This is a genomic window from Blautia hominis (genome assembly GCA_002270465.1).
GTDB lineage: Bacteria > Bacillota > Clostridia > Lachnospirales > Lachnospiraceae > Blautia > Blautia hominis.
This window is the reverse complement of the sequence record NQOF01000001.1, coordinates 87461-112883: the sequence shown is the minus strand read 5'-3', so window position 1 is coordinate 112883 and position 25423 is coordinate 87461. Positions and strand designations below refer to the sequence as shown.

24 protein-coding genes are annotated in these 25423 nt (G+C 48.2%); 18 read left to right on the top strand and 6 right to left on the bottom strand.

What is annotated here, in order from left to right:
- Positions 1-5: 5 nt before the first annotated feature.
- From rnpM to CI595_RS00510, 13 genes are all read left to right on the top strand, one after another.
- Positions 6-284 carry an RNase P modulator RnpM gene (gene rnpM, locus CI595_RS00570; protein ID WP_095170660.1) on the top strand — a complete coding sequence of 93 codons (279 nt, stop codon included), beginning with the start codon at positions 6-8 and terminating at the stop codon, positions 282-284.
- A complete protein-coding gene (locus CI595_RS00565) occupies positions 271-585 on the top strand; it encodes a L7Ae/L30e/S12e/Gadd45 family ribosomal protein (protein WP_095170658.1) in 315 nt (104 codons plus the stop codon). Before rnpM ends, CI595_RS00565 begins: the two co-directional genes overlap by 14 nt.
- Before the next feature lie 16 nt (positions 586-601).
- On the top strand, positions 602-3832 hold the full coding sequence (gene infB / locus CI595_RS00560) for a translation initiation factor IF-2 (protein ID WP_095170655.1): 3231 nt from the start codon (positions 602-604) through the stop codon (positions 3830-3832).
- A 10-nt stretch (positions 3833-3842) separates the two neighbouring features.
- Entirely contained in the window at positions 3843-4238 is a 396-nt protein-coding gene (gene rbfA, locus CI595_RS00555; protein ID WP_095170653.1) for a 30S ribosome-binding factor RbfA, read from the top strand.
- Positions 4219-5184 (top strand): DHH family phosphoesterase, encoded by a 966-nt coding sequence (locus CI595_RS00550; RefSeq protein ID WP_095170651.1) that lies wholly within the window; start codon positions 4219-4221, stop codon positions 5182-5184. Before rbfA ends, CI595_RS00550 begins: the two co-directional genes overlap by 20 nt.
- The gene (gene truB, locus CI595_RS00545) at positions 5177-6097 is read left to right on the top strand and encodes a tRNA pseudouridine(55) synthase TruB (protein ID WP_095170649.1); all 921 of its coding nucleotides are present in this window, start codon (positions 5177-5179) and stop codon (positions 6095-6097) included. Before CI595_RS00550 ends, truB begins: the two co-directional genes overlap by 8 nt.
- Positions 6094-7020: a bifunctional riboflavin kinase/FAD synthetase gene (locus CI595_RS00540; RefSeq protein WP_095170646.1), complete on the top strand. Its 927-nt coding sequence runs from the start codon at positions 6094-6096 to the stop codon at positions 7018-7020. Before truB ends, CI595_RS00540 begins: the two co-directional genes overlap by 4 nt.
- Positions 7021-7087: 67 nt before the next feature.
- The gene (locus CI595_RS00535) at positions 7088-8746 is read left to right on the top strand and encodes a Na/Pi cotransporter family protein (protein WP_095170643.1); all 1659 of its coding nucleotides are present in this window, start codon (positions 7088-7090) and stop codon (positions 8744-8746) included.
- A 169-nt stretch (positions 8747-8915) separates the two neighbouring features.
- The gene (locus CI595_RS00530; RefSeq protein ID WP_095172325.1) at positions 8916-9668 is read left to right on the top strand and encodes an SH3 domain-containing C40 family peptidase; all 753 of its coding nucleotides are present in this window, start codon (positions 8916-8918) and stop codon (positions 9666-9668) included.
- A 174-nt stretch (positions 9669-9842) separates the two neighbouring features.
- The gene (rpsO, locus tag CI595_RS00525) at positions 9843-10109 is read left to right on the top strand and encodes a 30S ribosomal protein S15 (protein WP_095170641.1); all 267 of its coding nucleotides are present in this window, start codon (positions 9843-9845) and stop codon (positions 10107-10109) included.
- A gap of 158 nt (positions 10110-10267) precedes the next feature.
- A complete protein-coding gene (locus CI595_RS00520) occupies positions 10268-12364 on the top strand; it encodes a polyribonucleotide nucleotidyltransferase (RefSeq protein WP_095170638.1) in 2097 nt (698 codons plus the stop codon).
- A gap of 140 nt (positions 12365-12504) precedes the next feature.
- Positions 12505-12996, top strand: a complete 492-nt coding sequence (gene nrdG, locus CI595_RS00515; protein ID WP_095170636.1) for an anaerobic ribonucleoside-triphosphate reductase activating protein — start codon at positions 12505-12507, stop codon at positions 12994-12996.
- 27 nt (positions 12997-13023) lie between these two features.
- Positions 13024-13536, top strand: coding sequence for a dCTP deaminase/dUTPase family protein (locus CI595_RS00510; protein WP_095170634.1), 513 nt, complete (start codon positions 13024-13026; stop codon positions 13534-13536).
- A 176-nt stretch (positions 13537-13712) separates the two neighbouring features.
- Here the strand turns inward: CI595_RS00510 and CI595_RS00505 are convergent, their stop codons facing one another.
- The 3 genes from CI595_RS00505 to CI595_RS00495 all read right to left on the bottom strand — a co-directional run bounded on the left by CI595_RS00505 (position 13713) and on the right by CI595_RS00495 (position 16630).
- Entirely contained in the window at positions 13713-15092 is a 1380-nt protein-coding gene (locus CI595_RS00505; RefSeq protein ID WP_147737677.1) for a diguanylate cyclase domain-containing protein, read from the bottom strand.
- 127 nt (positions 15093-15219) lie between these two features.
- Positions 15220-15984: a nucleoside phosphorylase gene (locus CI595_RS00500; RefSeq protein WP_095170630.1), complete on the bottom strand. Its 765-nt coding sequence runs from the start codon at positions 15982-15984 to the stop codon at positions 15220-15222.
- A 52-nt stretch (positions 15985-16036) separates the two neighbouring features.
- A complete protein-coding gene (locus CI595_RS00495) occupies positions 16037-16630 on the bottom strand; it encodes a TetR/AcrR family transcriptional regulator (RefSeq protein WP_095170628.1) in 594 nt (197 codons plus the stop codon).
- Positions 16631-17073: 443 nt separating this feature from the next.
- Between CI595_RS00495 and fabV the strand changes: the two genes are divergently transcribed.
- Positions 17074-18249, top strand: coding sequence for an enoyl-ACP reductase FabV (fabV, locus tag CI595_RS00490; protein ID WP_095170626.1), 1176 nt, complete (start codon positions 17074-17076; stop codon positions 18247-18249).
- 55 nt (positions 18250-18304) lie between these two features.
- Here fabV and CI595_RS25930 read toward each other — a convergent pair whose 3' ends face one another.
- Positions 18305-18562: a hypothetical protein gene (locus CI595_RS25930; protein WP_147737676.1), complete on the bottom strand. Its 258-nt coding sequence runs from the start codon at positions 18560-18562 to the stop codon at positions 18305-18307.
- 199 nt (positions 18563-18761) lie between these two features.
- On the opposite strand from CI595_RS25930, the gene CI595_RS00480 reads away from it, so the two are divergent.
- Positions 18762-19613, top strand: coding sequence for a hypothetical protein (locus CI595_RS00480; protein WP_095170622.1), 852 nt, complete (start codon positions 18762-18764; stop codon positions 19611-19613).
- A gap of 96 nt (positions 19614-19709) precedes the next feature.
- Here CI595_RS00480 and CI595_RS00475 read toward each other — a convergent pair whose 3' ends face one another.
- Together CI595_RS00475 and CI595_RS00470 are read right to left on the bottom strand one after the other, a co-directional pair.
- Complete coding sequence (locus CI595_RS00475) at positions 19710-20603, bottom strand: amidohydrolase family protein (RefSeq protein WP_095170620.1); 894 nt, start codon at positions 20601-20603, stop codon at positions 19710-19712.
- An 82-nt stretch (positions 20604-20685) separates the two neighbouring features.
- Positions 20686-21081, bottom strand: coding sequence for a DUF1292 domain-containing protein (locus tag CI595_RS00470; protein WP_095170618.1), 396 nt, complete (start codon positions 21079-21081; stop codon positions 20686-20688).
- 262 nt (positions 21082-21343) lie between these two features.
- On the opposite strand from CI595_RS00470, the gene CI595_RS00465 reads away from it, so the two are divergent.
- The 3 genes from CI595_RS00465 to CI595_RS00455 are packed head-to-tail and all read left to right on the top strand — an operon-like array spanning position 21344 to position 25366.
- A complete protein-coding gene (locus CI595_RS00465; protein WP_095170616.1) occupies positions 21344-22918 on the top strand; it encodes a ClC family H(+)/Cl(-) exchange transporter in 1575 nt (524 codons plus the stop codon).
- Between the two features lie 13 nt (positions 22919-22931).
- Positions 22932-24830 carry an alpha-amylase family glycosyl hydrolase gene (locus tag CI595_RS00460; RefSeq protein WP_243135070.1) on the top strand — a complete coding sequence of 633 codons (1899 nt, stop codon included), beginning with the start codon at positions 22932-22934 and terminating at the stop codon, positions 24828-24830.
- Positions 24830-25366 carry a DUF5662 family protein gene (locus tag CI595_RS00455; RefSeq protein WP_095170614.1) on the top strand — a complete coding sequence of 179 codons (537 nt, stop codon included), beginning with the start codon at positions 24830-24832 and terminating at the stop codon, positions 25364-25366. The genes CI595_RS00460 and CI595_RS00455 overlap by 1 nt, the downstream gene beginning before the upstream one ends.
- The last annotated feature ends 57 nt before the right edge of the window (positions 25367-25423 follow it).

Below are 25423 nucleotides of genomic sequence, written 5' to 3'. Positions count from 1 at the left end.
ATATTATGGGTACGGTCAGGAAAGTCCCCATGCGGAAATGTACCGGCTGCGGTGAGATGAGGAATAAGAAGGAAATGCTCCGTGTTTTGAAGACACCGGAGGAGGAGATCGTTTTGGATGCCACCGGCAGAAAGAACGGAAGAGGAGCATATCTGTGTTTTGACAAGGAATGCCTGCAGAAGGCTGTTAAGAACCGGGGATTGGAGCGTTCTCTCAAGACAGCGATTCCGCCATCCGTATATGAGAGCCTGGAAAAGGAGTTTGATAAGCTTGAACATCAGTAAAGAACTGTCCCTTTTGGGACTGGCGGCCAAAGCCGGGAGAGTGGTGAGCGGCGAGTTTGCCACAGAGAAAGCAGTGAAGGCAGGAAAAGCACGCCTTGTCCTTGTGGCAGGCGATGCATCAGATAATTCTAGAAAAAAGTTTTCCGATATGTGTGCCTACTATAAGGTGCCGGTTTATTTTGTCGGAACAAAGGAGGAGTTGGGAGGTGCCATTGGAAAGGACTACCGCGCGTCCCTGGGCGTGACGGACGATAATTTCGCAGTGGCGATGAAGAAAAAGCTGGAACAGATGGGTAAATAAAAAAGGAGGGCAATATATGTCAAAACTGAGAGTGCATGAGATTGCAAGAGAATTAGATAAAACCAACAAGGAGGTCATGGATTTTTTGAAATCCAAAAATATAGATGTAAAAAGCCACATGAGCAGCCTTGAGGATGACCATGTGAGCCTGATACGCTCAAACTTGAGAAAGGGAAATGTGGCAGCAGCCAGCACGGATTCTGCAAAGCCGGCAGCATCAGCGGAGGAAAAACCAAAGAAGAAACTGATTCAGGTGTTCAGACCGCAGAATGCAAGCCATATGCCTGAGAGAAAACAAAAACCACAGAATCGTCCTGCAGAAGCAGGCAGTGCGCACAGCAGCAGCCAGCCGGCAAATAATCGTCCGGCACAGGGAGGAATGAAAACGGAAAGTACAGCAAATACTCAGAACAGGACAGATAATCGTCCGGGCAATAACAATAACGGAGACCGTCCGAACCGCTATAACAGTGATAACAACAACGGGGACCGTCCGAACCGCTATAACAGCGATAACAATAATGGGGACCGTCCGAATCGTTACAATAACGATAACAGGAACGGCGATAACCGCCCGAGAAACAACAGTGGGGATGGCCAGAACCGTTATAATAACGACAACCGTCCGAGAACAGGCACAGGAGATCGTCCGCGCTACAACAGCGACAACCGAACCGGTGACAATCGTCCGAGAACAGGCACAGGAGACCGTCCGCGCTACAACAGCGACAACCGAAACGGCGATAATCGTCCGAGAACAGGCACAGGGGACCGTCCGCGCTACAACAGTGATAACAGAACCGGTGACAACCGTCCGAGAACAAACACAGGGGACCGTCCGCGCTACAACAGCGACAACCGAACCGGTGACAACCGTCCGAGAACAAACACAGGGGACCGTCCGCGCTACAACAGCGACAACCGAACCGGTGACAACCGTCCGAGAACAAACACAGGGGACCGTCCGCGCTACAACAGCGACAACCGAACCGGTGACAACCGTCCGAGAACAAACACAGGGGACCGTCCGCGCTACAACAGCGACAACCGAACCGGTGACAACCGTCCGAGAACAAGCACAGGGGACCGTCCGCGCTACAACAGCGACAACCGAACCGGTGACAACCGTCCGAGAACAAACACAGGGGATCGTCCCCGTTACAACAATGACAACAGAGGCGGGGATAACCGTCCAAGAACAGGCAGCGGTCCGAACCGTTTTGGCGACAACAGGCAGAGAGGTACGGATAACCGTCAGGGCGGTGGATTTAACAGAGATAAAGGCGGCAAATCAGATGCTCCCAAGCTGGAATTTGTGGAGAAAGACAGCCGTAAATTAAACCGTGAGAATAAGAAAAAGGACGTTAAGAAAGATGACTTCCAGGCAGGCAGCAAACGCCCCAACCAGGGCGGCGGAAGACGTCCGAACCAGAGACTGCCAAGGGCACTGCAGAGACCAAACACGCAGCCTAAGGTGGAAGAGAAGAAGGAAGTTGTAAAGGAGATTACACTTCCGGAGAAGATGACGATCCGTGAGCTGGCTGAGAAAATGAAGATGCAGCCCTCAGTTATTGTCAAAAAACTGTTCATGGACGGCGTTATGGTTACCGTGAACCACGAAATTGATTTTGAGAAAGCCCAGGAGATCGCTCTGGACTACGATATTATCGCAGAACCGGAAGAAAAGGTGGATGTGATCGCAGAACTCCTAAAAGAGGATGATGAAGACGAATCCTTACTGGTTTCCAGACCTCCGGTAGTCTGCGTTATGGGGCATGTTGACCATGGTAAGACATCTCTTCTGGACTGCATCAGAAATACGCATGTGACAGACAGAGAGGCAGGCGGTATCACACAGCACATCGGTGCCTATGTGGTTACCATCAATGACCAGAAGATCACGTTCCTGGATACACCGGGACATGAGGCATTTACCGCTATGCGTATGCGTGGTGCCAATGCAACCGATATTGCGATCCTGGTAGTAGCTGCGGACGACGGTGTTATGCCCCAGACCGTGGAAGCCATCAACCATGCTAAAGCAGCAGGCGTTGAGATCATTGTTGCCATCAACAAGATTGATAAGCCCAGCGCTAATATCGAGAGAGTAAAACAGGAATTATCCGAGTATGAGCTGATTCCGGAAGACTGGGGCGGAAGCACCATCTTTGTACCGGTTTCCGCACATTCAGGGGAGGGCATCGAGACCCTTTTAGAGATGATCCTTCTGACAGCCGAGGTGGCAGAGCTGAAAGCCAATCCCAAGAGAATGGCAAGAGGCCTTGTGATCGAAGCGGAACTTGACAAAGGAAAAGGCCCTGTTGCCACGATCCTGGTACAGAAGGGTACCCTGCATGTGGGTGACTTCATTGCAGCCGGAGCCTGCTCCGGTAAAGTCCGTGCCATGATGGATGACAAGGGAAGAAGAGTGAAAGAGGCAGCCCCGTCCACTCCGGTGGAGATTCTGGGTCTGGGTGACGTGCCCAATGCAGGAGAGATCCTGGTTGCAACAGAAAATGACAAAGAGGCAAAACATTTTGCTGCTACCTTTGTTTCCGAAAATAGAAACCGTCTGCTGGAAGAGACAAAAGCTAAGATGTCTCTGGATGATCTGTTCACACAGATTCAGGCAGGTAACCTGAAAGAGCTTCCTCTCATCGTAAAAGCTGATGTACAGGGTTCTGTGGAGGCAGTGAAACAGAGTCTTGTGAAGCTGTCAAACGAAGAGGTTGTGGTAAAAGTTATCCATGGCGGTGTGGGTGCTGTCAATGAATCAGACGTTACCCTTGCTAGTGCATCTAATGCCATCATCATCGGCTTTAATGTACGTCCGGATGTGACGGCAAAAGCAATTGCAGAACAGGAAGGCGTTGACCTGCGTCTGTACCGTGTTATCTATCAGGCCATCGAGGATGTGGAAGCAGCCATGAAGGGTATGCTGGATCCGGTATACGAGGAAAAGGTTATCGGCCATGCAGAAGTGCGCCAGACGTTCAAGTCTTCCGATGTGGGTACCATTGCCGGCGGATATGTTCTGGACGGTATGTTCCAGAGAAACTGCAAAGTCCGCATTACCAGAGGAGAAGAGCAGATTTATGAAGGTGTTCTGGCATCTCTGAAGCGATTCAAAGATGATGTAAAAGAAGTGAAAGCAGGTTATGAGTGCGGTCTCGTATTCGAGGACTTCAGTGACGTACAAGAGGAAGACAGGGTAGAAGCTTATATTATGGTGGAAGTGCCGAGATAGGAGAGCTTTTATGAGAAAAAACAGTATTAAAAATACACGGGTGAACGCTGAGGTTCACAAAGAACTGGCAGAGATCATCCGTAACGGTATTAAGGATCCGCGCATAAAACCCATGACCAGTGTAACTGCAGTGGAAGTGGCGCCGGACCTTAAGACCTGCAAAGCATATATCAGTGTGCTTGGCGATGCGGAAGCGAAAAAGGACACCCTCGCGGGGCTTCGCAGTGCGGAAAGCTATATCCGCAGGCAGCTCGCCAAGACGGTGAACCTTAGAAATACGCCGGAAATACGGTTCATCCTGGATGAATCTATTGAATATGGCGTGACCATGTCTAAGCTGATTGATGAAGTCAGCAAAAAGGACACAGCATCGGAGGTGCATGAGGATGGAGAAGATAGCCAGTGAACTGAAAGGCATTAAGAGGGCAGCCATCGCCGGACACGTTCGTCCGGACGGTGACTGTGTGGGGTCCTGTATGGGACTTTACCTCTATCTGCGGGAAAACTATCCGGAGATCCAGACGGATATTTATCTGGAAAAGCCAAGAGATGCGTTTTCTATGATCTCACATCTGGATGAGATCAGGACCGCCTACAACGATGAGGAGGCATATGACGTGTTTTTTGTCATTGACACCAGCACGTCAGACCGTATCGGTGTGGCGTGGGAGGCTTACCAGAAGGCAAAGAGAAAGATCTGCATTGACCACCATGTGAGCAACAAAGGCTTTGGTGATATCAATGTGGTGAAGCCGGATGTGAGTTCTGCTTCTGAGGTGCTGTTTGGACTTCTGGATGAGGAACAGGTATCAAAGTCTGTGGCAGAGGCCATTTATATGGGAATGGCCCATGACACAGGCGTGTTTAAATTTTCTTCCACAACCCCGGAAACGCTGCGTATTGCGGCAAAGCTGATGGAAAAAGGAATTGATTTTACCAAGATCATTGATGAGACGTTTTTCCAGAAAAGCTATGTACAGAACCAGATTCTGGGCAGATGCCTGATGGAGAGTATCATGCTGCTGGACGGAAAATGTATTATCGGCTGTATCAGAAAGCGGGATATGGAGTTTTACGGTGTGGAACCAAAAGATCTGGACGGCATTGTAGACCAGCTGCGCATTACCAAAGGCGTGGAGGTTGCTGTCTTCTTATACGAGGTAAAAACACAGGAATTTAAAGTGAGCATGCGCTCCAACGGACCTGTGGATGTGAATGTGGCAGCCAGCTATTTTTCCGGCGGCGGTCATGTGAAGGCAGCGGGCTGTACCATGCAGGGTTCCGTCTATGATGTCATCAACAACCTGACAGGACATATCGAAAAACAGATAAAGGAAAAATGCAGTGATTAACGGAGTTATCAATATATACAAGGAAAAGGGATATACATCCCATGACGTTGTGGCAAAACTTCGGGGCATTTTAAGGCAAAAGAAGATAGGCCACACGGGCACACTGGACCCGGATGCCGAAGGGGTCCTTCCGGTATGTCTGGGAAAGGCGACTAAGCTGTGTGACCTTCTGACCGATAAGCGGAAGACATACGAGGCAGTTCTGCACCTGGGGATTAGCACAGATACCCAGGATATGACAGGCACTGTGCTGGAGAAAAGAGAAGTTACAGCTGATCCTGCCACAGTGCGTTCCTGTATAGAGAGTTTTCTGGGAGAGCAGCAGCAGATCCCGCCCATGTATTCTGCTTTGAAGGTTAACGGCAGAAAGCTTTACGAACTTGCCCGGGAGGGAAAAGAAGTTGAGAGAAAGCCGCGGCGTGTGGTATTTTACCACATAGAGATACTGGAGACGGACCTTCCGCTTGTGCGGTTTCGAGTGACTTGCTCCAAAGGGACCTATATCAGGACTCTGTGCCACGATATTGGCCGGAAGCTGGGATGCGGGGGCTGTATGGAAAGCCTGCTGCGCACCCGGGTAGAGCGGTTTGATGTGAAGGATGCCATGAGGCTTTCTGAGGTTGAGGCGGCAGTGGGAGAGGGCTGTATTTTGTCCCATGTTGTCACCATTGAGCAGATGTTTTCCGAATACGGGGAGATACACGCCCCTGCACAATTTGACAAAATGCTGCGCAACGGGAATGCTGTCCCTGCCCAGGAGGAGATGGAGGACGGTACCAGGGTCCGTATGTATGACAGCGGACAGCGGTTCATCGGCCTCTATGAATATGAAAAGAAAAGAGAACAGTTTCGACTGATTACCATGTTCTGCACCCCGGAGGATTTTGCGGAGAGCAGAAAGGAGACACCATGATATATACAACAGATGTGCCAAGGCTTGGCGAGGGGGAGACGAGTGCAGTCACCCTGGGAAAATTCGACGGGCTGCACAGAGGACATCAGAAGCTCATGAACTGCATACGGGAAAAAAAAGAAGATAACTGTAAGGCGGTTATCTTTACTTTTGACGTATCACCTGTAGTAAGGCTTCTACATACCCCTGCAAAGGGACTTCTGACCAATGAAGAGCGGGAAGAGCTGGCCTGTGAGCGGGGCATGGATATTCTGGTGGAGTGTCCCTTTACAGATGAACTGATGCACATGGAGGCAGAGGCGTTTGTAAAAGAATTTCTGGTGAACCGGATGCATGTAAAATATCTGGCAGTAGGCCCTGATTTCAGATTCGGCCACGACAGGGCCGGTTCCCCTGCTCTTTTGGATGACATGGGAAAAACTTATGGTTTTACTGTGGATGTAGTGGAAAAATTAAAAGACGGGAATCGGGAGATCAGCAGCACCTATGTGCGGGAAGAGCTGGAAAAAGGGAATATGGAAAAGGTCAACGAGCTTTTGGGATATGTGTATTTTACCAGAGGTGAGATTGTACACGGCAGGCAGCTGGGGCGCACCATAGGAGTACCTACTGCCAATCTGATCCCTCCGGTCTGTAAAAAACTGCCGCCCAACGGTGTCTATATCACCCGTTCCCGCATTGGAGACAAAATATACCAGGGAATTACCAATGTAGGGTATAAGCCCACAGTGGCAGAGCATTTTCTGGGTGTGGAGACATACCTGTTTGACTGTGACGAGGACTTGTACGGACAGGACGCGGAGGTGCGTTTTTACCGTTATCTGAGGCCTGAGAGAAAATTCGCCTCCCTGCAGGAATTAAAGGGACAATTGGATGTGGATGTCCAAAAAGGTCGAGAATTTTTCAAAGCGTTTGACAAATAATGATGGACAAACCTCAAAATTTCTATTATAGTTTATAACGGAATCTTTTTTTACCAAGGAGATAAGAATGAACGTAGGAAACATTTTGACGCTGATAGGCGGCTTAGGGTTGTTCCTGTACGGCATGCGGGTGATGAGTGACAGCATTGAAAAAGCCGCAGGAGCAAAGATGCGTAGTTTTCTGGCTTTCTTTACAAAAAACAAATTTGTGGGAATGCTGTTCGGCATGATTTTCTGTGCCATTATCCAGTCATCCAGTGCGACCACAGTAATGGTAGTCAGCTTTGTAAATGCAGGGCTGATGAATCTCTACCAGGCAGCAGGTGTGATCATGGGTGCCAATATCGGTACCACCATCACGTCACAGCTGGTGGCATTTAACCTTTCCCAGATCGCCCCGGTATTTTTGATGCTGGGTGTGATCATTGTTATGTTCTGCAAAAAGGAGAAGGTGAAAAAGGTCGGTGAGGTTATCCTGGGCTTTGGTATCCTGTTCATGGGCCTTTCGCTTATGTCGGGCAGTATGGCAGGTCTGAAGGAATCACCTATTATCATCAGCCTTTTATCCAATCTGAAAAATCCGTTATTAGGTATCTTCATCGGATTTTTGATCACAGCCATTGTTCAAAGTTCATCGGTAACGGTCAGTATCCTGCTTTTGATGGCGCAGCAGGGACTGCTTCCATTGGGAATCTGCTTTTACATTATTTTAGGCTGTAATATCGGTGCGTGTACCTCTGCACTGCTGGCAGCCCTCAATGGAAACAAAGACGCAAAGCGCGCAGCGCTGATCCATTTTCTGTTTAATGTGATCGGCACCATAATTATGGCAGTGCTGCTGCTGGCAGGTGAGACTTGGATTGAGAATGCGATCACCACACTTTCCGGAGGCAACATAGGACGGAGCGTGGCGAATGCCCACACCCTGTTCAAAGTTTTCCAGGTGCTGATCTTACTGCCGTTCTCAGGTGCCATTGTGAAGATGACATATCTGTTCGTACCCGGAAAGGACGAAGTGGCAGCGGACGGCGGTTTCCAACTGGAATACATAGGGCCGACCAATGTATTTTCCCCCAGCACGGCTGTAGTGGAAGCTACAAAAGAGCTGGAGAGAATGGGCAATATGGCTATCACCAATTTAAACAGGGCTATGAATGCGCTGATCACGCTGGATGAGGACGAGATCGCAGAAGTGTACCGGGTGGAAAAACATATTGATTATATGAACCATGCCATCACGGATTATCTGATCGCCATCAACCAGAGTACCCTGCCCATTGATGATATTAAAAGCATAGGCGGTCTTTTCCACGTGGTGAACGATATTGAGAGAATCGGGGACCATGCGGAAAATGTGGCAGATTCAGCCATTGAGCGCAGGGAGAAGAACATTGAATTCAGTCCGGCGGCCCAGAAGGAGCTGGCTGAAATGATGGACAAGGTTATAAGGATCATGACCTACTCCATGGACATGTTCTCCAATAACAGCCAGAAACACCTCCAGGAGATTTTGGAGCTGGAGGACAGTATTGATGAGATGGAGAGACATCTCCAGGCAACCCATATACAGCGTCTTACCAAAAACGAATGTACACCGGACGCCAGCATGATCTATTCAGACCTTATTTCCGGTCTGGAGCGTGTGGCTGACCATGCGACAAACATTGCATTTTCTATTCTGGATGAAGAACCGGAAGAAGATAAAAGAATTGTAATGGAATTGTAATAAAATCGTAAAAAACAGGCAATACTCTATAATACAATAAAAGATACGCTTTTATTGTTCAGAATACCAAAGAAAAAGCCTGCGGCAGATGAGCCGCGGGCTTTTTGTGTCCTGCCGGAAGCAAATCCGCCAGGAAGGAATTTATGGATTCTTTGAAAAGGAGTATTTTATGCAGAATTTTATGAAAAAGATCAGTTATACATTAGTAGGAACCGGTATGCTTCTGACAGCAGTGCCTGTATTTGCGGAGCCTGCCGAGGAGGTACCGGAACAGGAGTGCTGTGCTGTGGCGGATGTGGATACTTGTCTGAACATCAGGGAGGGCGCCGGTACAGACGCTGCCATTATCGGCAAGCTCCCCAAGGACGGGCTCTGCTATGTGGAGAGCACAGAGGGGGAATGGTCCTATATCACATCAGGGGAGATGAGCGGATATGTGTGCAACCTGTATTTGGACATGCTTGGAAGCAATGAGACGGATTACCTGGAAATGACGGGGCTTGCGGAGCCTGTTCTTGCGTACCCTGTGGACGACCCGGAGCCGGTGCCGGTCATCAATCCTTCGGATGTGCGTACATCTATTGTTAACTATGCCCTTCAGTTCGTGGGAAATCCCTATGTGTGGGGCGGGACAAGCCTGACCAACGGCGCGGACTGCTCCGGATTTGTGCAGACACTCTACAGTGACTTTGGCGTGGACATCCCCAGAGTGGCAGAGGACCAGGCAAATGTGGGGCAGAGGATATCTGTGGAAGAAGCGCTTCCGGGGGACTTGATCTTTTATTCGGAAAATGGTTATATTTATCATGTGGTCATGTACATCGGAGACGGTCAGGTGGTGCATGCCAGCAGCTCGGCTACCGGTATAAAAGTGTCCAATCTGTACAGGGAACAGGCCGTTTGGGGCGTGCGTTTATTTTAATGAACGGTTACTGGTTACTGCTGACAGGCCGTATTTGATGATAAAAAGTTACTTTACAATTATAGGTTGTTATGCTATACTAAACAAGTATGAGCACAGCCCTGATTCAGGAATTGGAAACTCCGACCGTTTCTTAATCAGAGGCGATTATAAAAAAATATGGAGGAACATACAATGATTTCTAAAGAAAAGAAACAAGCTATCATGACAGAATATGCAAGAACACCGGGTGACACAGGTTCACCGGAAGTGCAGGTTGCAGTTTTAACAGCAAGGATTGAGGAACTGACAGAGCACTTAAAGGCAAATCACAAAGATCATCATTCCAGAAGAGGTCTTCTGAAAATGGTAGGTCAGAGACGTGGTTTACTTGCTTATCTGAAGAAAACTGATATTGAGAGATACCGTGCTTTGATCGAGAAGTTAGGTCTTAGAAAATAATCAGTCAAACCTAGGGGCGGAGTTTTCCGCCCCATTTTATCACGGCGAAGATACTGGAACCGAGACCACTGAAAAGGGTATTTCCCGGCTTATTTTGGAAGTGCATTTTTCAGTTGTTTCGGACAGCGCAACGCCGAAGAACGAAAAGGAGATATAATATGTACAAGAGTTTTACCATGGAACTTGCAGGCAGAAACCTGACGGTGGAGATTGACCGCGTGGCAAAGCAGGCGAACGGCGCAGCCTTCATGCATTACGGTGATACCACCGTTTTATCTACAGCAACAGCTTCCGACAAACCAAGAGAGGGAATTGACTTTTTCCCTATGAGTGTTGAGTACGAAGAAAAATTATACGCAGTTGGAAAAATCCCGGGTGGATTTAACAAGAGAGAGGGAAAGGCCAGCGAACATGCGATCCTGACTTCACGTGTCATTGACCGTCCTATGCGTCCTCTGTTCCCTAAAGATTATAGAAATGACGTTACTCTGAGCAATATGGTAATGTCTGTTGATCCGGACTGTAACCCTGAGGTGGTTGCTATGCTGGGTTCTTCTATCGCAACCTGTATTTCCGATATTCCGTTTGACGGCCCCTGTGCTGCAACTATGATCGGAATGATAGACGGAGAGCTGATCGTAAATCCTACACTTGCGCAGAAGGATGTCTCAGACCTGCAGCTTACCGTTGCATCCACAAGAGAAAAAGTCATCATGATCGAAGCCGGAGCCAACGAGATCCCGGAAGACAAGATGATCGAGGCAATCTTCATGGCTCATGATGTGAACCGTGAGATCATCGCATTTATTGATAAGATCGTGGCTGAATGCGGAAAAGAAAAGCATACCTATGAAAGCTGTGCGGTTCCGGAAGAACTGTTTGCGGCGATCAAGGAAATTGTCACACCGGAAGCCATGGAAGAAGCTGTATTCTCAGATGATAAGCAGACAAGAGAAGGCAACATCCGTGTGATCACAGAAAAGCTGGAAGAGGCCTTTGCTGATAATGAAGAGTGGCTGGCACTGCTTCCTGATGCTGTTTACCAGTACCAGAAAAAGACTGTCCGTAAAATGATCCTGAAGGACCACAAGCGTCCGGATGGCCGTGACATCAGACAGATCCGTGCTCTGGCAGCAGAGACAGATCTGATCCCCAGGGTACACGGTTCCGCTATGTTTACCCGTGGACAGACACAGATCTGTACTATCACAACTCTGGCTCCTCTTTCCGAGGCACAGAGACTGGACGGACTGGATGAGTTTGAGACCAGCAAACGCTACATGCACCACTATAATTTCCCATCCTACTCCGTAGGTGAGACAAAACCTTCCAGAGGACCGGGACGCCGTGAGATCGGCCATGGTGCACTGGCTGAACGTGCCCTGGTGCCGGTACTCCCCACAACAGAGGAGTTCCCGTACGCGATCCGTACCGTATCTGAGACTTTCGAGTCCAACGGTTCCACATCACAGGCAAGTATCTGTGCTTCCACCATGTCTCTGATGGCAGCAGGTGTTCCGATCAAGAAAACAGTAGCCGGAATCTCCTGTGGACTGGTGACAGGCGACACAGATGATGATTATATTGTACTGACAGACATCCAGGGTCTTGAGGATTTCTTCGGAGATATGGACTTCAAGGTGGCCGGTACACATGACGGTATCACAGCGATCCAGATGGATATTAAGATCCACGGACTGACAAGACCGATCATCGAGGAGGCCATTGCCAGAACAAAAGAAGCCAGAGAGTACATCCTGACAGAAGTTATGGAAAAATGTATTTCGGCTCCGAGAGACCACGTGAATGAGTATGCACCGAAGATCATCCAGATCCAGATCGATCCGGAGAAGATTGGTGATGTGGTAGGCCAGAGAGGAAAGACCATCAATGCGATCATTGATGAGACTGGTGTTAAGATTGACATTGATGATACCGGTGCTGTCTCTGTCTGTGGTACAGACCAGAAGATGATGGATAAGGCGCTTCACTATGTGAAGGTCATCACCACAGATTTTGTGGAAGGCCAGATTTATACAGGCAAGGTTGTAAGCATCAAAGACTTTGGTGCATTCCTGGAATTCGCTCCCGGCAAAGAAGGTATGGTTCATATCTCCAAAATAGCCAAAGAGAGAATCAACCGTGTTGAGGATGTCCTGACACTTGGAGACAAGGTGAAGGTAATCTGCATGGGCAAGGACAAGATGGGAAGGATCAGCTTCAGCATCAAGGACGTGCCGAAGGACGCACAGTAATTCAAAAATAGTGAGGGGAGAGCCAAGCCGCCTGTATCCGGGCCGCCGGTTCTCCCCTTTTATGCGCGGAAGGCGCAGTACATGTGTCAGGATGCGTGCGGCCTGTCAGACGCCGCTGTATGCTTTTGGAGGGAAAGTTCATGAGATATCATAATATTACAAAAGATGACATGTTAAACGGGGACGGCCTGCGGGTAGTCTTATGGGTATCCGGCTGCTCTCACTGCTGCAAGGACTGTCAGAATCCCATCACCTGGGATTCTGGAAATGGCCTTATTTTTGACGAGGCAGCAAAAGAAGAGGTTTTTGAACAATTGAGCAAGGATTACATATCCGGGATCACATTTTCCGGAGGTGACCCTCTGTATTTTCAAAATGTGCCGGAAGTGACAGCATTGGCGAAAGAAATAAAGGAAAAGTTTCCAGCCAGGACCATATGGCTGTACACAGGATATCTGTGGGAGGAACTCCGGGAAAAAGAGATACTTCAATATCTGGATGTGCTGGTGGACGGCAAATTTGTCACAGAGAAGAAAGATATTGCCCTGAAATGGAAGGGAAGTTCCAACCAGAGGGTCATTGACGTACAGAGGTCCCTGAAAGAGGGAAATGTAATACTGCACGCAGAGTAAATAAAAAACAACATACAGGAGATGACAATGAGAAGAATCGCGAAATTTCATAAAGTGAGCAGAGAACAGTTTGCAGAAGGATGGAAGGATACCTTTGGCCAGGTGTCAGAGGCGGAGACAGAGGCAGTATATGACAGCATAAAGCTTCCTAAAAGAGCTACCGCAGGAAGCGCAGGATATGATTTCTACAGCCCCCTTTCCTTTGAACTGAAACCGGGTGAGACCATGAAGATCCCCACAGGGGTGCGCGCTGAGATGGATGAGGGATGGGTGCTTAAGCTGTATCCCAGAAGCGGTCTGGGATTCAAGTACCGCCTGCAGCTCAATAATACGGTTGGTGTTATTGACAGCGACTACTTTTATTCAGATAATGAAGGCCATATTTTCGTGAAGATCACCAATGATTCCAATGAAGGAAAGACCGTAAACGTGGAGGCAGGTACCGGCTTTGCGCAGGGGATTTTCGTGGAGTATGGGATCACCGTGGATGATGATGTATGTGAAGTCCGTAACGGAGGTTTTGGCAGTACAACGAAATAATAGTTTTCTGCAATTTTGAAAAGCATATAAAATACCCCCTAAGTAGATTTTGGTCATTTACCTTGTCTACTTAAGGGGTATCATATCATTCCCAAATGTGATCAGCCCCATGTCTGCTTGACATGGGGCTGATCACAAAAGAAGCAGGTTTTTATTTTATATGCCATATATTATTATTATCTGCAGCTGTAGAATGCAATCTGATTTTTTCCATTTTGTTTTGCTCTGTACAGAGCGTCATCTGCACGCTTGTAAAGCTGTTCAATGGTTAAGGTGTCACTGCTAAGAGCTACACCGATGCTGCAAGTCACAACTGACAGAGTCATTCCGGATGGTTTTATTTTCGTTATCTGTTCCAAAACATGTTCCAGACGATTCCGCAAGTCATCTTGTGACCGGAAACCTTGAGTAAAGGCTGCAAATTCGTCACCACCCAGGCGTCCTACTATGCCGTCGGCGGAAAAGGTGTCTTTCAAAATGCCCGCAATGGCTATGAGGACCTGGTCCCCTGCCGGATGGCCGTTGGTGTCATTGATGGCTTTAAAATTATCTATGTCCAGCATGACGAAGGCATGTGCTTCCCTATCGCAAAGAAGGGAGGAGACAGAGCCGATAAAGGCCGATTTGTTGAAAACACCGGTCATCACATCCCTGTCAGCCTTTGCGATCATATCCAATTCCCTGTGCTTGGCGGCATCAATATCCTTGACATACATGATCCCCTTTTTGTCACCTGTGGCCACATCCGTTATGAGCCTTACAATGGTCACCATCCAAAGTACGGAACCGTCAGGGCACAGAAAACGATATTCGCAGTTAAGTTCTTTTTTCCCGGATGCAAAGGCATCCATAACATTTTGAAGAGACAGGGTCTCCAGGAAAATCTTCCTGTCTTCCTCCATGACATAAAGAGGTAAATGATCAGATAGAAACTGCTCATAGGGAGTTCCCGGCTCTACAAAGGCGCAGAGTTCCCCATTGAGCTGGCATTTTTCAAAAAGATCCAAAGAAAAATTTATGATGTAAAAGGCAATGGTGTCGGCCAATACAGCCTGACGATACTGCTCCTCTGCCAGATAAGCCTCCTCACCGATTTTTTCTTTGAGGCTTTGCAGGGTCTTTTCCGCAAATTTCAGGGGATATGCTTCCACGCTCTCCTCGGTTACCACTGGGGAGGAAGCGTGGAGTCCGCAGATCTTCCATTCTTCGCCCCTGCGGATGAGGGTCAGGAATTGGAGAAACTGGCTGGTGGTAAGTTCATCCCCCTTTTGGGCCCGGACGATCACCTTTGCACAGAGGTTGGCAAACCCTTCCTCATGGATCAGGATATGTATATGTTCAAAGGACAGGGAATGCTTTATGCCGGGAGCGTTTTTGACTCCGCTCAAAAAAACCTGACGCACATCCTCCAAGGAAGTGACAAATCCCTGTTCCCCAATTCCAATGCCTATGAGATCTTTGTCCAGGCATCTCATAACTTTATCCAGGTCCGCGGAAACAAGGCCGCCATCCTCATAATCATAGAAAACCTGGGTGATTTTTTCCCTATCCGTCATTGTATTCCCTTTCTGTTCAGGACTGCACAATAACCTGCGCAGCCTGCCGGGTTTTACCGGATTGAACACTGCATTTTCTTTTATTCTAATATTTCAGAATGCAGATGTCAAATATAAAAGGGAAAGTTTACATAGCCAGAGCGCACTCAAAAGCAAGGGCCATGTATTTATCTGCCCCGGAAAGTCCGTAGTCGGTCAGATCGCGGGGCTGCCAGGTGGGATTGTCCAGGCTGTCTGCCCCGTAGAAAAACTGGATAAACGGCAGATTACGGAATTGTGCAGCGGCCAGCAGAGCGGAATATTCCATATCTACGGCAATACAGCCCTGGTTTTTCCTGGCTTTTATCTGTGGCGGTGTCTCCCGGTATATGGCATCTGTTGTCCAGATCTTACCGCAGACATAGGGGTATCCGCATTTTTCAAGACAGCCCTTTAATATTTCTGCAGAGTGGCTGTCAGACTGGATCTCATTATCCGGGAGGAGATAGTGGTAGCTGGTCCCCTCATCACGGACAGCCCCGGTGGGAACAAGGATTCGGTCCTGTGCGGCCTCCTCATCCAGGATACCGCAGCATCCAAAGAAGACAAATTTCTCTGCACCCATGGCAGCCACCTCCTCCAAACCGCATACGCAGGCAGGAGCACCTACCAGAGACATATAAAAAGCAATTTCCCTGCCGCCATAGACAATTTTATAAATTGGATTACGTCCATTGGCTGTATACAGATGTGCAATGATCTCCACACCGTCAAGGGCAGCCATGTGTCGGATGATCTTTTCGGAGTATGTGGACACGCAAAGTTTGGGAAATCCCGGCACCCGGTGGACAGTATCCGTGGGATTGATAAAGGCCTGTCCCGGGAGTTCATTTCTATAAAATACGGTTTCCATGTGTTCCCCTTTCTATTTATATATATTTGTAGTTACAGTACCTGACAGCCGGTCAGCAGCCAGCCGGGTCTTTTAACAGGAGCGTTTTGATCTGACGGGTGATCCCTTTGGGAATACGATCATCAATCTCCATAAGTTTACTGTACATGCGGACTCCCTGATAAGAAAACACGATCAGGTCGTATACCGCTTCCGGGTCCACCGAAGAGAATTCTCCGGTCTGTATCCCATAGCGGATGAGAGCAGTCCACATGTCTTTTGATGTTTCATATTGCTGCCGGATAGAGTTATTGCTCTTGGCCATGGAAGGACTGCTGAAAAATTCATAGATGGCAATACTGAGAGAATGCTCACTGTCAGTCATTTCATTTTCATAGCGCTCCAGGACGTCATAAAGGATCTCACGTGCGGGAACCTTTGCTTTTATTTTCTCTTCAAATTCGTTTTGCTGGCTGGCCATCAGCACTTTGACAATTTCCAGGAAGATCTGTGAAGTGCTTTCATAGTGGCGGTAAAGCCCGCCCCGGCTGAGTTTTGTTCTTTCACAGATATCCTTCATAGTTACATCTTTGAACCCTTTTTCTGCAAACAGACAAAATGCGCATTGGCAGATTAGCTGTTTTGTTTTTTCACCTTTTGCTCCCATAGGATATTTTACCTCACTTGCGACACATGTGTTGCTTTTTATTATGCGACATGAATGTCGTTTTGTCAATGGGAACCAGTATTTTTTTGAATATTGCTTTCCGCAAAATGTGCGTCACATTCCAGAATTAAATTACCGGGTTGCATTTCACCTGCATTTATGATAATATACTTTGGTAATCAAACTATTAGAAGATAAAAGTAAGTGGAGAGGCAAGGGGTCAGTGCCGCTGTCCTGTCAGGCAGAGGGCAGGCGGTCCTTGTGCGGAGCGAAAACTCTGCTTTCAGATAGTCAAAGACCCCGCAGCAAGCTGACGGGGCATCAATCTTGTAACGCAGCACAGCTGCGGGGTCTTTGACCCTCGCGGCAGACGCCAAATATCCATGCAAGCATGGCTGCTTGGCTCGTTGCTCGCGGGAATAAAAAAGTCGGAGGATAGAGAAATGATCGTTGAACCTAAGGTAAGGGAATTTATCTGTACAACAGCACATCCGGAAGGGTGTAAGGAAAATGTAAAAAGACAGATCGCATATGTGAAGGAAAAAGGCCAGGTATGCGGACCGAAAAAGGTGTTGGTAATCGGTGCTTCCACAGGATACGGGCTGGCAAGCAGGATTACGGCAGCTTTTGCATGTCAGGCAGCTACCATTGGCATCATGTTTGAAAAACCGTCCAATGGCAAGAGAACAGCCACACCCGGCTGGTACAACACGGCTGCTTTTGAAGCGTTGGCGAAGGAGGAAGGTCTCTACGCAAAATCCATCAATGGAGATGCCTTTTCAGCAGAAGTAAAGCAGCAGGCAATTGAGATGATAAAAGAGGACCTGGGCCAGGTTGACATGGTGATCTACAGTTTGGCAGCCCCAAGAAGGACAACTGCGGACAATAAAACATGGTCCTCCACACTGAAGACCACAACAGGAGCTTTCACGGAGAAGAGCCTGGATCTAAGAAACAATACCATTGTAACCAAGACGGTAGAGTCAGCCAATGATGAGGAGCTGGAAGGTACGATCAAAGTTATGGGCGGCGAGGACTGGATGGACTGGATGGACGCTCTGACAAATGCAGGGGTGCTGGCTGAGAATGCGGTGACTGTGGCCTATTCCTATATTGGGCCGGAGCTTACCTATCCTATTTATACTGAGGGAACCATCGGACAGGCAAAAAAGCATCTCACAGAGACTGCAGGCAGGATTCGGGAAAAGCATCCGGGAATCCGGGCGTATATCTCCGTGAACAAAGCCCTTGTAACACAGGCCAGTGCAGCGATTCCCATTGTGCCCCTTTACTTTGCCATTCTGTATAAAGTAATGAAAGAGCAGGGAACACATGAGGGATGTATTGAGCAGATTTCCCGGCTGTTTCATGACAAGCTGTTTGCCGGAGAGATTCCCACGGATGAACAGGGCCGCATCCGCATGGATGACTGGGAACTGGCACCTCAGGTACAGGGGGCGGTGATGGACTGCTGGAAAGAGGTGGATACAGAGAATGTGGAGACACTTTCTGATATTGAAGGATACTGGGAAGATTTCTATCATATGTTCGGTTTCCATTTTGACAATGTGGATTACAGCAAGGATGTGGACATACAGGTGGAGATTCCAAGTCTGTAGTGAGGCGTGCAGAGTACGGGAATGTATTTTCAGACACGCTTTGACTCCGGGCAGATCACAGGATGGTTTGGCCTGGAGGATTTTGGAAAGTGCCGGCACAGGAACGCAGCCCATCGGAATGCGCGGATGGTTTTGTGTCGGTACTGTTGGAAAATAAGGCTTGCTTTTTTTCGGTTTTTTTTGTATACTCTAAATACAGCAGATGCAGCATGCATATTTGCAGCGGGCATCTGCTTTTGCAAGGCCGGCTTTTTCGGACAGCGGTATTCTCTGATAAATTATCCGCTTTGTTATACTTTTCTTCAATTTTCATATAAAAATCTATTACGTCCTGTTCAGGACAAAATTTCCAAAAAAATAAAAAAAATTATGGTAAAACCGTTGTCTGCAAAGTATTAATTTGCTATAGTATCATTAGAGGACCTGCAATGTATTTGTATATGTTTACAGATACAGAGATTGTGATATTGGTGTAAGCGGATGCTTTTTCAGAGTACCTGTAAGGAGGTACCGTGAAAAAATCCAGGTCCGGTGTACAGCAAAAGTTTCCTGTCCATTCGGAGCATGAAGACAAGGCCATGAAGACTGCCGTGTCTTTTTTTGCCAAGGAACTGTTTCCTATGGTGGGCGTAAAACAGAAGGTAATAAGGATAGCGCCCACAGAGAGTGTCCATCTGGAACTGAAAAAATTTTATGAGGATCTTAACCTGATCCTGGAGGATGGTTCCTGCGGCCATCTGGAGTTTCAGAGCAGAGACGGAGGAATCGAGGATATGAGGCGGTTCCGGCTTTATGAGAGTATTATCAGCTATCAGTTTGGGATTGATGTTGTGACCTATGTTATATACAGCGGTCAGGTAAAACATCCTGTCACAAGTATGAAGTGTGGTAAAAATACTTATAAGGTGGTCCCTGTGATATTGTCTGAAAAAGATGGGGACGGACTTTTAAGAAAGCTGGAGGGAAAACAGAGACAGGGCAGAAAGCTGTCGCGAAAAGATTTGGCGAAGCTCTCCCTGCTACCTCTGATGGGAGGGGAGATCCCTCAGAAAGACAGGATTGAACGGGCTTTCCGGCTTACCGCAGGCCAGAAGGTTACAAGGGAAGTAAAGAAGACAGAATCTGTTTTGTACACACTGGCAGAAAAATTCCTGGAAAAAGAGGAGTTAGAAGAGATCAAGGAGGTGCTTAGTATGACGTGGCTATATAGTATGCTGACCGAGGATGCAGAACGGGAAGGAGAAATAAGAGGAGAAAGGCGGGGAAAACGGAAAGGAATGGAAAAGGCGGCCGTGAGTTTTCTTGATATTCTGCCCCCCCGAGGTGGTATCAGAGAGATCAGGCATTCCGCTGGAGCGGCTTAAAGAGCTGCAAAGCATGACACAGAAACAGGCATAAAAAAAGCCAGCCGGAGGATTCTTCAGCTATCCTCCGGCTGGCTGTAATACTTCTAGGTCCGCCTATGATAAAAAACGTATCAGATTGTCACCCATCACATCATTCCACTCTTCCTGTGTAAGCCCGGCATGTTCTTTGATATCTTCCACAAACATGGAAATATCCATTTCCCTGCATTTGGAAGGATAGAGCAGCAGCGGAAAATCACTTCCGAAAAGCAGACGTTTACTTCCGATCATGGAGATGACAGCCCGAAAACTGCGGATATTATACAGCAGAGGATTCGCGGCTGTGTCGTAGCAGACATTTTTGAATTTCCCGCTGTATTTGGGATTCATTTCATAGAAAGGAAGTCCGCCGCCCATATGGGCCAAAATGAGCTTTAGATCAGGATATTTCTTCACCAGTGCGGGGATAGGAGCTAGGCTGGTAAAGTCCCTGCCGGGATAGGCATGTCCCACCGGTTCCCCGCAGTGAATACATACAGTAAGGCCATAGTGCTGCGCGCACTCCAGCACATCTATAAGATCAGGATCCTCAAAATCATATCCATTTCCACCCGGTCCCAGTTCACCGATGCCGGTAAAACCCAGTTTTACACAACGTTCAATCTCAGCGATAGCCTTTTCACGGAACTTTGGGTTGATGGAAAGAAAACCTTTCAGCCTGTGGGGATGACGTTTCATCATATCAGCCATGTAATCATTGTGCATGGTCATGAGGCCCTCATCATTCCAATACCAGCCCTGCATAACAAAGCCGTAAATACCGGCTTTGTCCGCGCATTCCAAGGCTTCCTCGGCATTGGCCCAGGCCTCTTCTGTTCCTTTGCCGTTTTCCGGCTTTTTTGTGAGAAGGGCAAACCAGTTATCCCTGGCAGCGTATTTCTCCCAGTTCTGATAAATCTCAGGGGGAAACAGGTGCACATGGCTGTCCCAGATCTTAAAATCATGCATGGCAATTCCTCCGCTTCGTTCAATCCAAACCCGGTAATTTTACAGATGGGGGATACCGGTTTCACTTCCCCCGCCACTGCCGTTACTCTTCTTCTGTATCCTCTTCACTCGGAAGATTGGCGATAAATTCATGGAAGCTCTCAGCAGCAGCCATGTACTCATCTTCCCGTTCAATATTAGTTACAACAGGGTTGCCGTCCCCATCCTCTGCATAACGGAACAGATAGGTCTCCCCGGATGTGCTCTTGCCGTCTTTGTCAAGGGGAACGAGAGCAATGAACTCACCGAAGTCCTCCACAGGGAAAGTGGTGAGTACGGCACACTCCAGAACCGTATTGTCCTCAAGGGTCAGCTTGATGGTCGGGTTCGGAACTCTTGGGATAGAACCTTTGCCGGCGCTCTGGCAGTCAGAACTGCAGGAAGCGCAGTCACTTGGGTCGCAGCCGCCGATATTTGCTGTGAATGTTTCTTCACTCATATGTGATACCTCTCTTCTTTTCTCTCAGTGTAACTGTCACGTGGTTTTACAGTTACCTCTCAGTTTTCCAAATACGGCTCTGCACCGCATTTGGACTGCTTTCATACTATCAGATTAAGGAAAAGATTGCAACAGTTACGAATTGGCGATTGCAATTTTATGGGGGCACACGTATAATGAGAATAGCTGTAACTGTGAAAATACGGATCAGTTACGGGTAGTCTTTCGCATAAGACGAGGTACCAAAGAGGGAGGAATCATTGTGAAGCGGGACACTTCCTATGTGATTAAGAGAGCAGAGCATTTTAAGTCTATTTTGACAGCAGAAGGGTTTCTGGTGGGAATTGTGGCCGGACTTGTGGTCCTTTTGTACCGGGTACTGCTGGAGTACGCGGGCAGGGGCATGAACATGGTCCTTGATTACGGAAGAAAATATCCCCTGGTTGCAGGGGGCTGGTTTTTGGTATTATTTATTTTGGCCTGTGTTGTGGGGCGTCTGGTAAAATATGAGTCATTTATCTCCGGGAGCGGTATTCCGCAGGTGGAGGGAGAGATGGCAGGAAAATTAAATCAGATTTGGTGGAGAGTGCTGCCTGCAAAATTTTTGGGCGGCTTTTTGTCATTGTTCGCAGGGCTGTCCCTGGGAAGAGAAGGCCCGTCCATACAGATTGGAGCCATGGCGGGGAAGGCAGTATCGAAAATATTGGACAGGAGCAAGACAGAGGAAAAGTTCCTGCTGACCTGCGGTGCCAGTGCCGGTCTTTCCGCTGCATTCCATGCACCGCTGGCTGGTGTCATGTTTTCTCTGGAGGAGATCCACAAGAATTTTTCCGTGTCTGTGCTGGTGTCAGTCATGACAGCATCCATCACGGCAGATTACATATCTTCCAGATTTCTGGGATTCCGTTCTGTGTTTCAGTTTGAGATAACAGGCTCTATTCCGGCTAAGTATTACGGACATATTATTGTGCTGGGGATCATCTTGGGACTGATGGGAGCTTTTTATAACAAGATGACGCTTTTTTCCCAGTCATTGTTTGGAAAAATAAAGGGGAAGAGAGCTGAGACGACCAGGCTTCTCATTCCGTTTCTGCTGGCTGGGGCATTGGGCTTTATCATGCCGGAAATCCTGGGCAGCGGACATAATATTATTGATATTATCACAGAGGGCAATGTGATGCTGAAAACCATCCTTCTGCTGTTTGTGATGAAACTTATATTTTCCGCCGTCTCCTTTGGCTCCGGGGCACCGGGTGGCATTTTCTTTCCGCTGCTGGTTCTGGGGGCTTTGATCGGCGGGGCATACGGAACATTTGCGGTGCAGTACCTGGGCCTTGATCCGGATTATCTGAACAATCTGATCATGCTTGCAATGGCCGGGTATTTTACAGCTATCGTGCGGGCGCCGATTACAGGTATTATCCTGATCTTTGAGATGACAGGCAGTGTCAGCCAGATGCTGTCCCTGTCCTTGGTGTCTATTGTGGCCTTTCTGGTGGCAACGGCTGTGAAATCACAGCCCATTTATGAGAGCCTGCTGGAAAATCTGCTGAGAAAGCGGGGCGAACCGGTTCCGGAGAAAACAGGGGAGAAGATTTTGCAGGAGTTTGTGGTACGCCATAACTGTGAACTGCAAAATAAAATGGTGCAGCAGATTGAATGGCCGAAAAACTGCCTTCTGGTGGCAGTGCAGAGAAACGGTGTGGAATTGATCCCAAAGGGGCGTACCATACTAATGGCCAGCGATACCATTATTACCATGACAGATGAGCAGGATGCACCGGCAGTACATGACAGGATGGAGGTCCTGTGTTCGGAGCAGGAGAAATTGAAATGAGGTGGACAGCTTGATGAAGAGAAGTGACGAGGCATCAAAGGAGATACAAGCTTTGCCCGTATATCCGGGAAAACCGGGAGTAGCCAGGACAGATAAGGGATATCAGTTTACGGTTTCCATCCCCCATGGGGAGGAGGCATTTCTGCTTCTGTATCATACAGGAGAGAAAGAGCCGGTGAAGGAGATTGCACTAACAGATGAGAAAAAGATAGGAAATTTGATCTCTGTCTGTGTGGAAGGCATTTCTCCGGACCGCTATGAGTATAATTACCGTATCGGAAATGAAGTGATACAGGACCCCTATGCGGTCTATCTGTCCGGTACAGGGCCGTTCGGCCAGGAACAGAATGAAAATCCGGATATCATCCGGTGTGGTTTCCGGAAAGACAAATACAGATGGCAGGATGAGGATTTTAAGCCCTCTTCCCTGGCCGATACCATTATCTATAAGCTGCAGGTGCGGGAATATACCATGCAGAAAAATTCCAGAGTGCGTTTAAAAGGAACATTTAAGGGACTGGAGCAGAAGATAGAGTATCTGAAAAACCTGGGGGCCACGGCAGTGCTCTTAATGCCTGCTTATGACTACAGGGAAACAGCAAAAGTGCGAAGCACCGGGAGGCGGGGAGAACCCTCCTTTACCTATCCAAGCAGCGTGCCAAAGCAGGTGAACTGCTGGGGATATACAGGTGAGGCCAATTATTTGGCGCCTAAGGCATCTTTTTGTGCTACGGACCGCCCTGTGCGGGAATTTTCCCATCTGGTGGATGCGCTTCATAAAGCCGGGATGGAATGCCTGATGGAATTCTACTTTGATGGCTCTGTCAGCCCTTCCGCTATGCTGGATATTCTGCATTACTGGAAGATGCAGTACCATGTGGATGGTTTTCATCTCATGGGGAGCGGCATCTGCCAGGAGGTTTTGGTGAGGGATGCATTGCTTTCCAGGACGAAGCTCTTTTTTCATGATGTGGACGGCGGATACCTTTACCAGGGAAAAGAACCTGCCTATAAGAATGTGGCAGAGTACAATGAAGGATTTCTTTACTGCATGCGCCATCTGCTGAAAAGTGATGAGAACATGCTGGAAGATTTCATTTACCGGAACCGCAGAAACCCAAAAGAGACGGGAATCATCAATTATCTGGCGGACCAGGACGGCTTCACCATGATGGATATGGTGTCCTATGATGAAAAACACAACGAGGACAATGGTGAGGACAACAGGGACGGCATGGAGTATAACTGCAGCTGGAACTGCGGGACGGAGGGGCCAACCAGGAAGAGAACGGTCAGGGAGCTGAGGCTGCAGCAGCTTAAGAACGCATTTCTGCTCCTTCTGTTAAGCCAGGGAACGCCTCTGATCTTCCAGGGCGATGAGTTTGGAAATTCCCAGAGGGGCAACAATAATGCCTGGTGTCAGGACAATGAGATCGGCTGGGTGGACTGGAATGCCTTTAAATCCAATCAGGAATTATACGAATTTGTGAAAGAGGCCATTGCTTTCAGAAAGAAATATTATATCCTGCACATGCAGGAGGAGCTGAAAGGCGTGGATTACAGGGCACTTGGTTATCCTGATCTGTCTTATCATGGAGCGCAGGCCTGGTACGCGCCCTGTGAGAGAAATCTGCGGCATCTGGGCATGATGTACTGCGGAGACTACGGCAGGCAGGAGAAAGAGTTTTTGTTTGTAGCCTACAATCTGCACTGGATGCCCCATGACTTTGCACTCCCCAATCTGCCGAAAGGGGCTGTGTGGAAATTCGTGGTGAGCACTGGCAAGCAGGAAGGAAAGGTATTTACAGAGGAAGATGTGAAGACGGCAAAGCAGAAAGGAAAAGGAAAAAGAGCTGTGGAGGTGCCGTCCAGAACCATTGCAATATTAATCGGAAAGCAGGAAACAGCGTAATGCATATATGGGCACATTTCAAGACAATTACCAGCCATAAGCTGCTGGTCATGCGCTACTGTTTTAAAATAGGTCTGTACCGGCAGGGTCTTCTGCACGACCTGTCAAAATATTCCTGGACGGAGTTTTCCGTGGGATGCAGGTATTATCAGGGAAACAGAAGCCCCAACAATGCGGAGCGGGAGGCCACAGGGCTGTCCACTTCCTGGATCCATCATTATGGAAGAAATAAGCACCATTTTGAACACTGGGTGGACTATGGTGTGGACTGCAGAACCGTTATACAGGGCGTTCCCATGCCCAGGAGATATATCGCAGAGATGGTCATGGACCGGATCAGTGCTTCCAGGGTCTATAATCCCGGAACCTATACGGACCAGGCACCTTTGGCTTATTTTCTGATGAGCAGGGACCGGCTTTGGTTTGTGCATGAGAAGACCAATGAGGATCTGGAGTTCTTGCTGCGCATGCTGGCGGAAAAAGGGGAGAAAGATACCCTGAAGTATATTAAAAACGTGTATTTAAAACAAAAGTAAAATCCGGTATCAGGGGAGAGAGTGGTTTTTACTTGTCCGGGGCCTTTGGGCAGTATC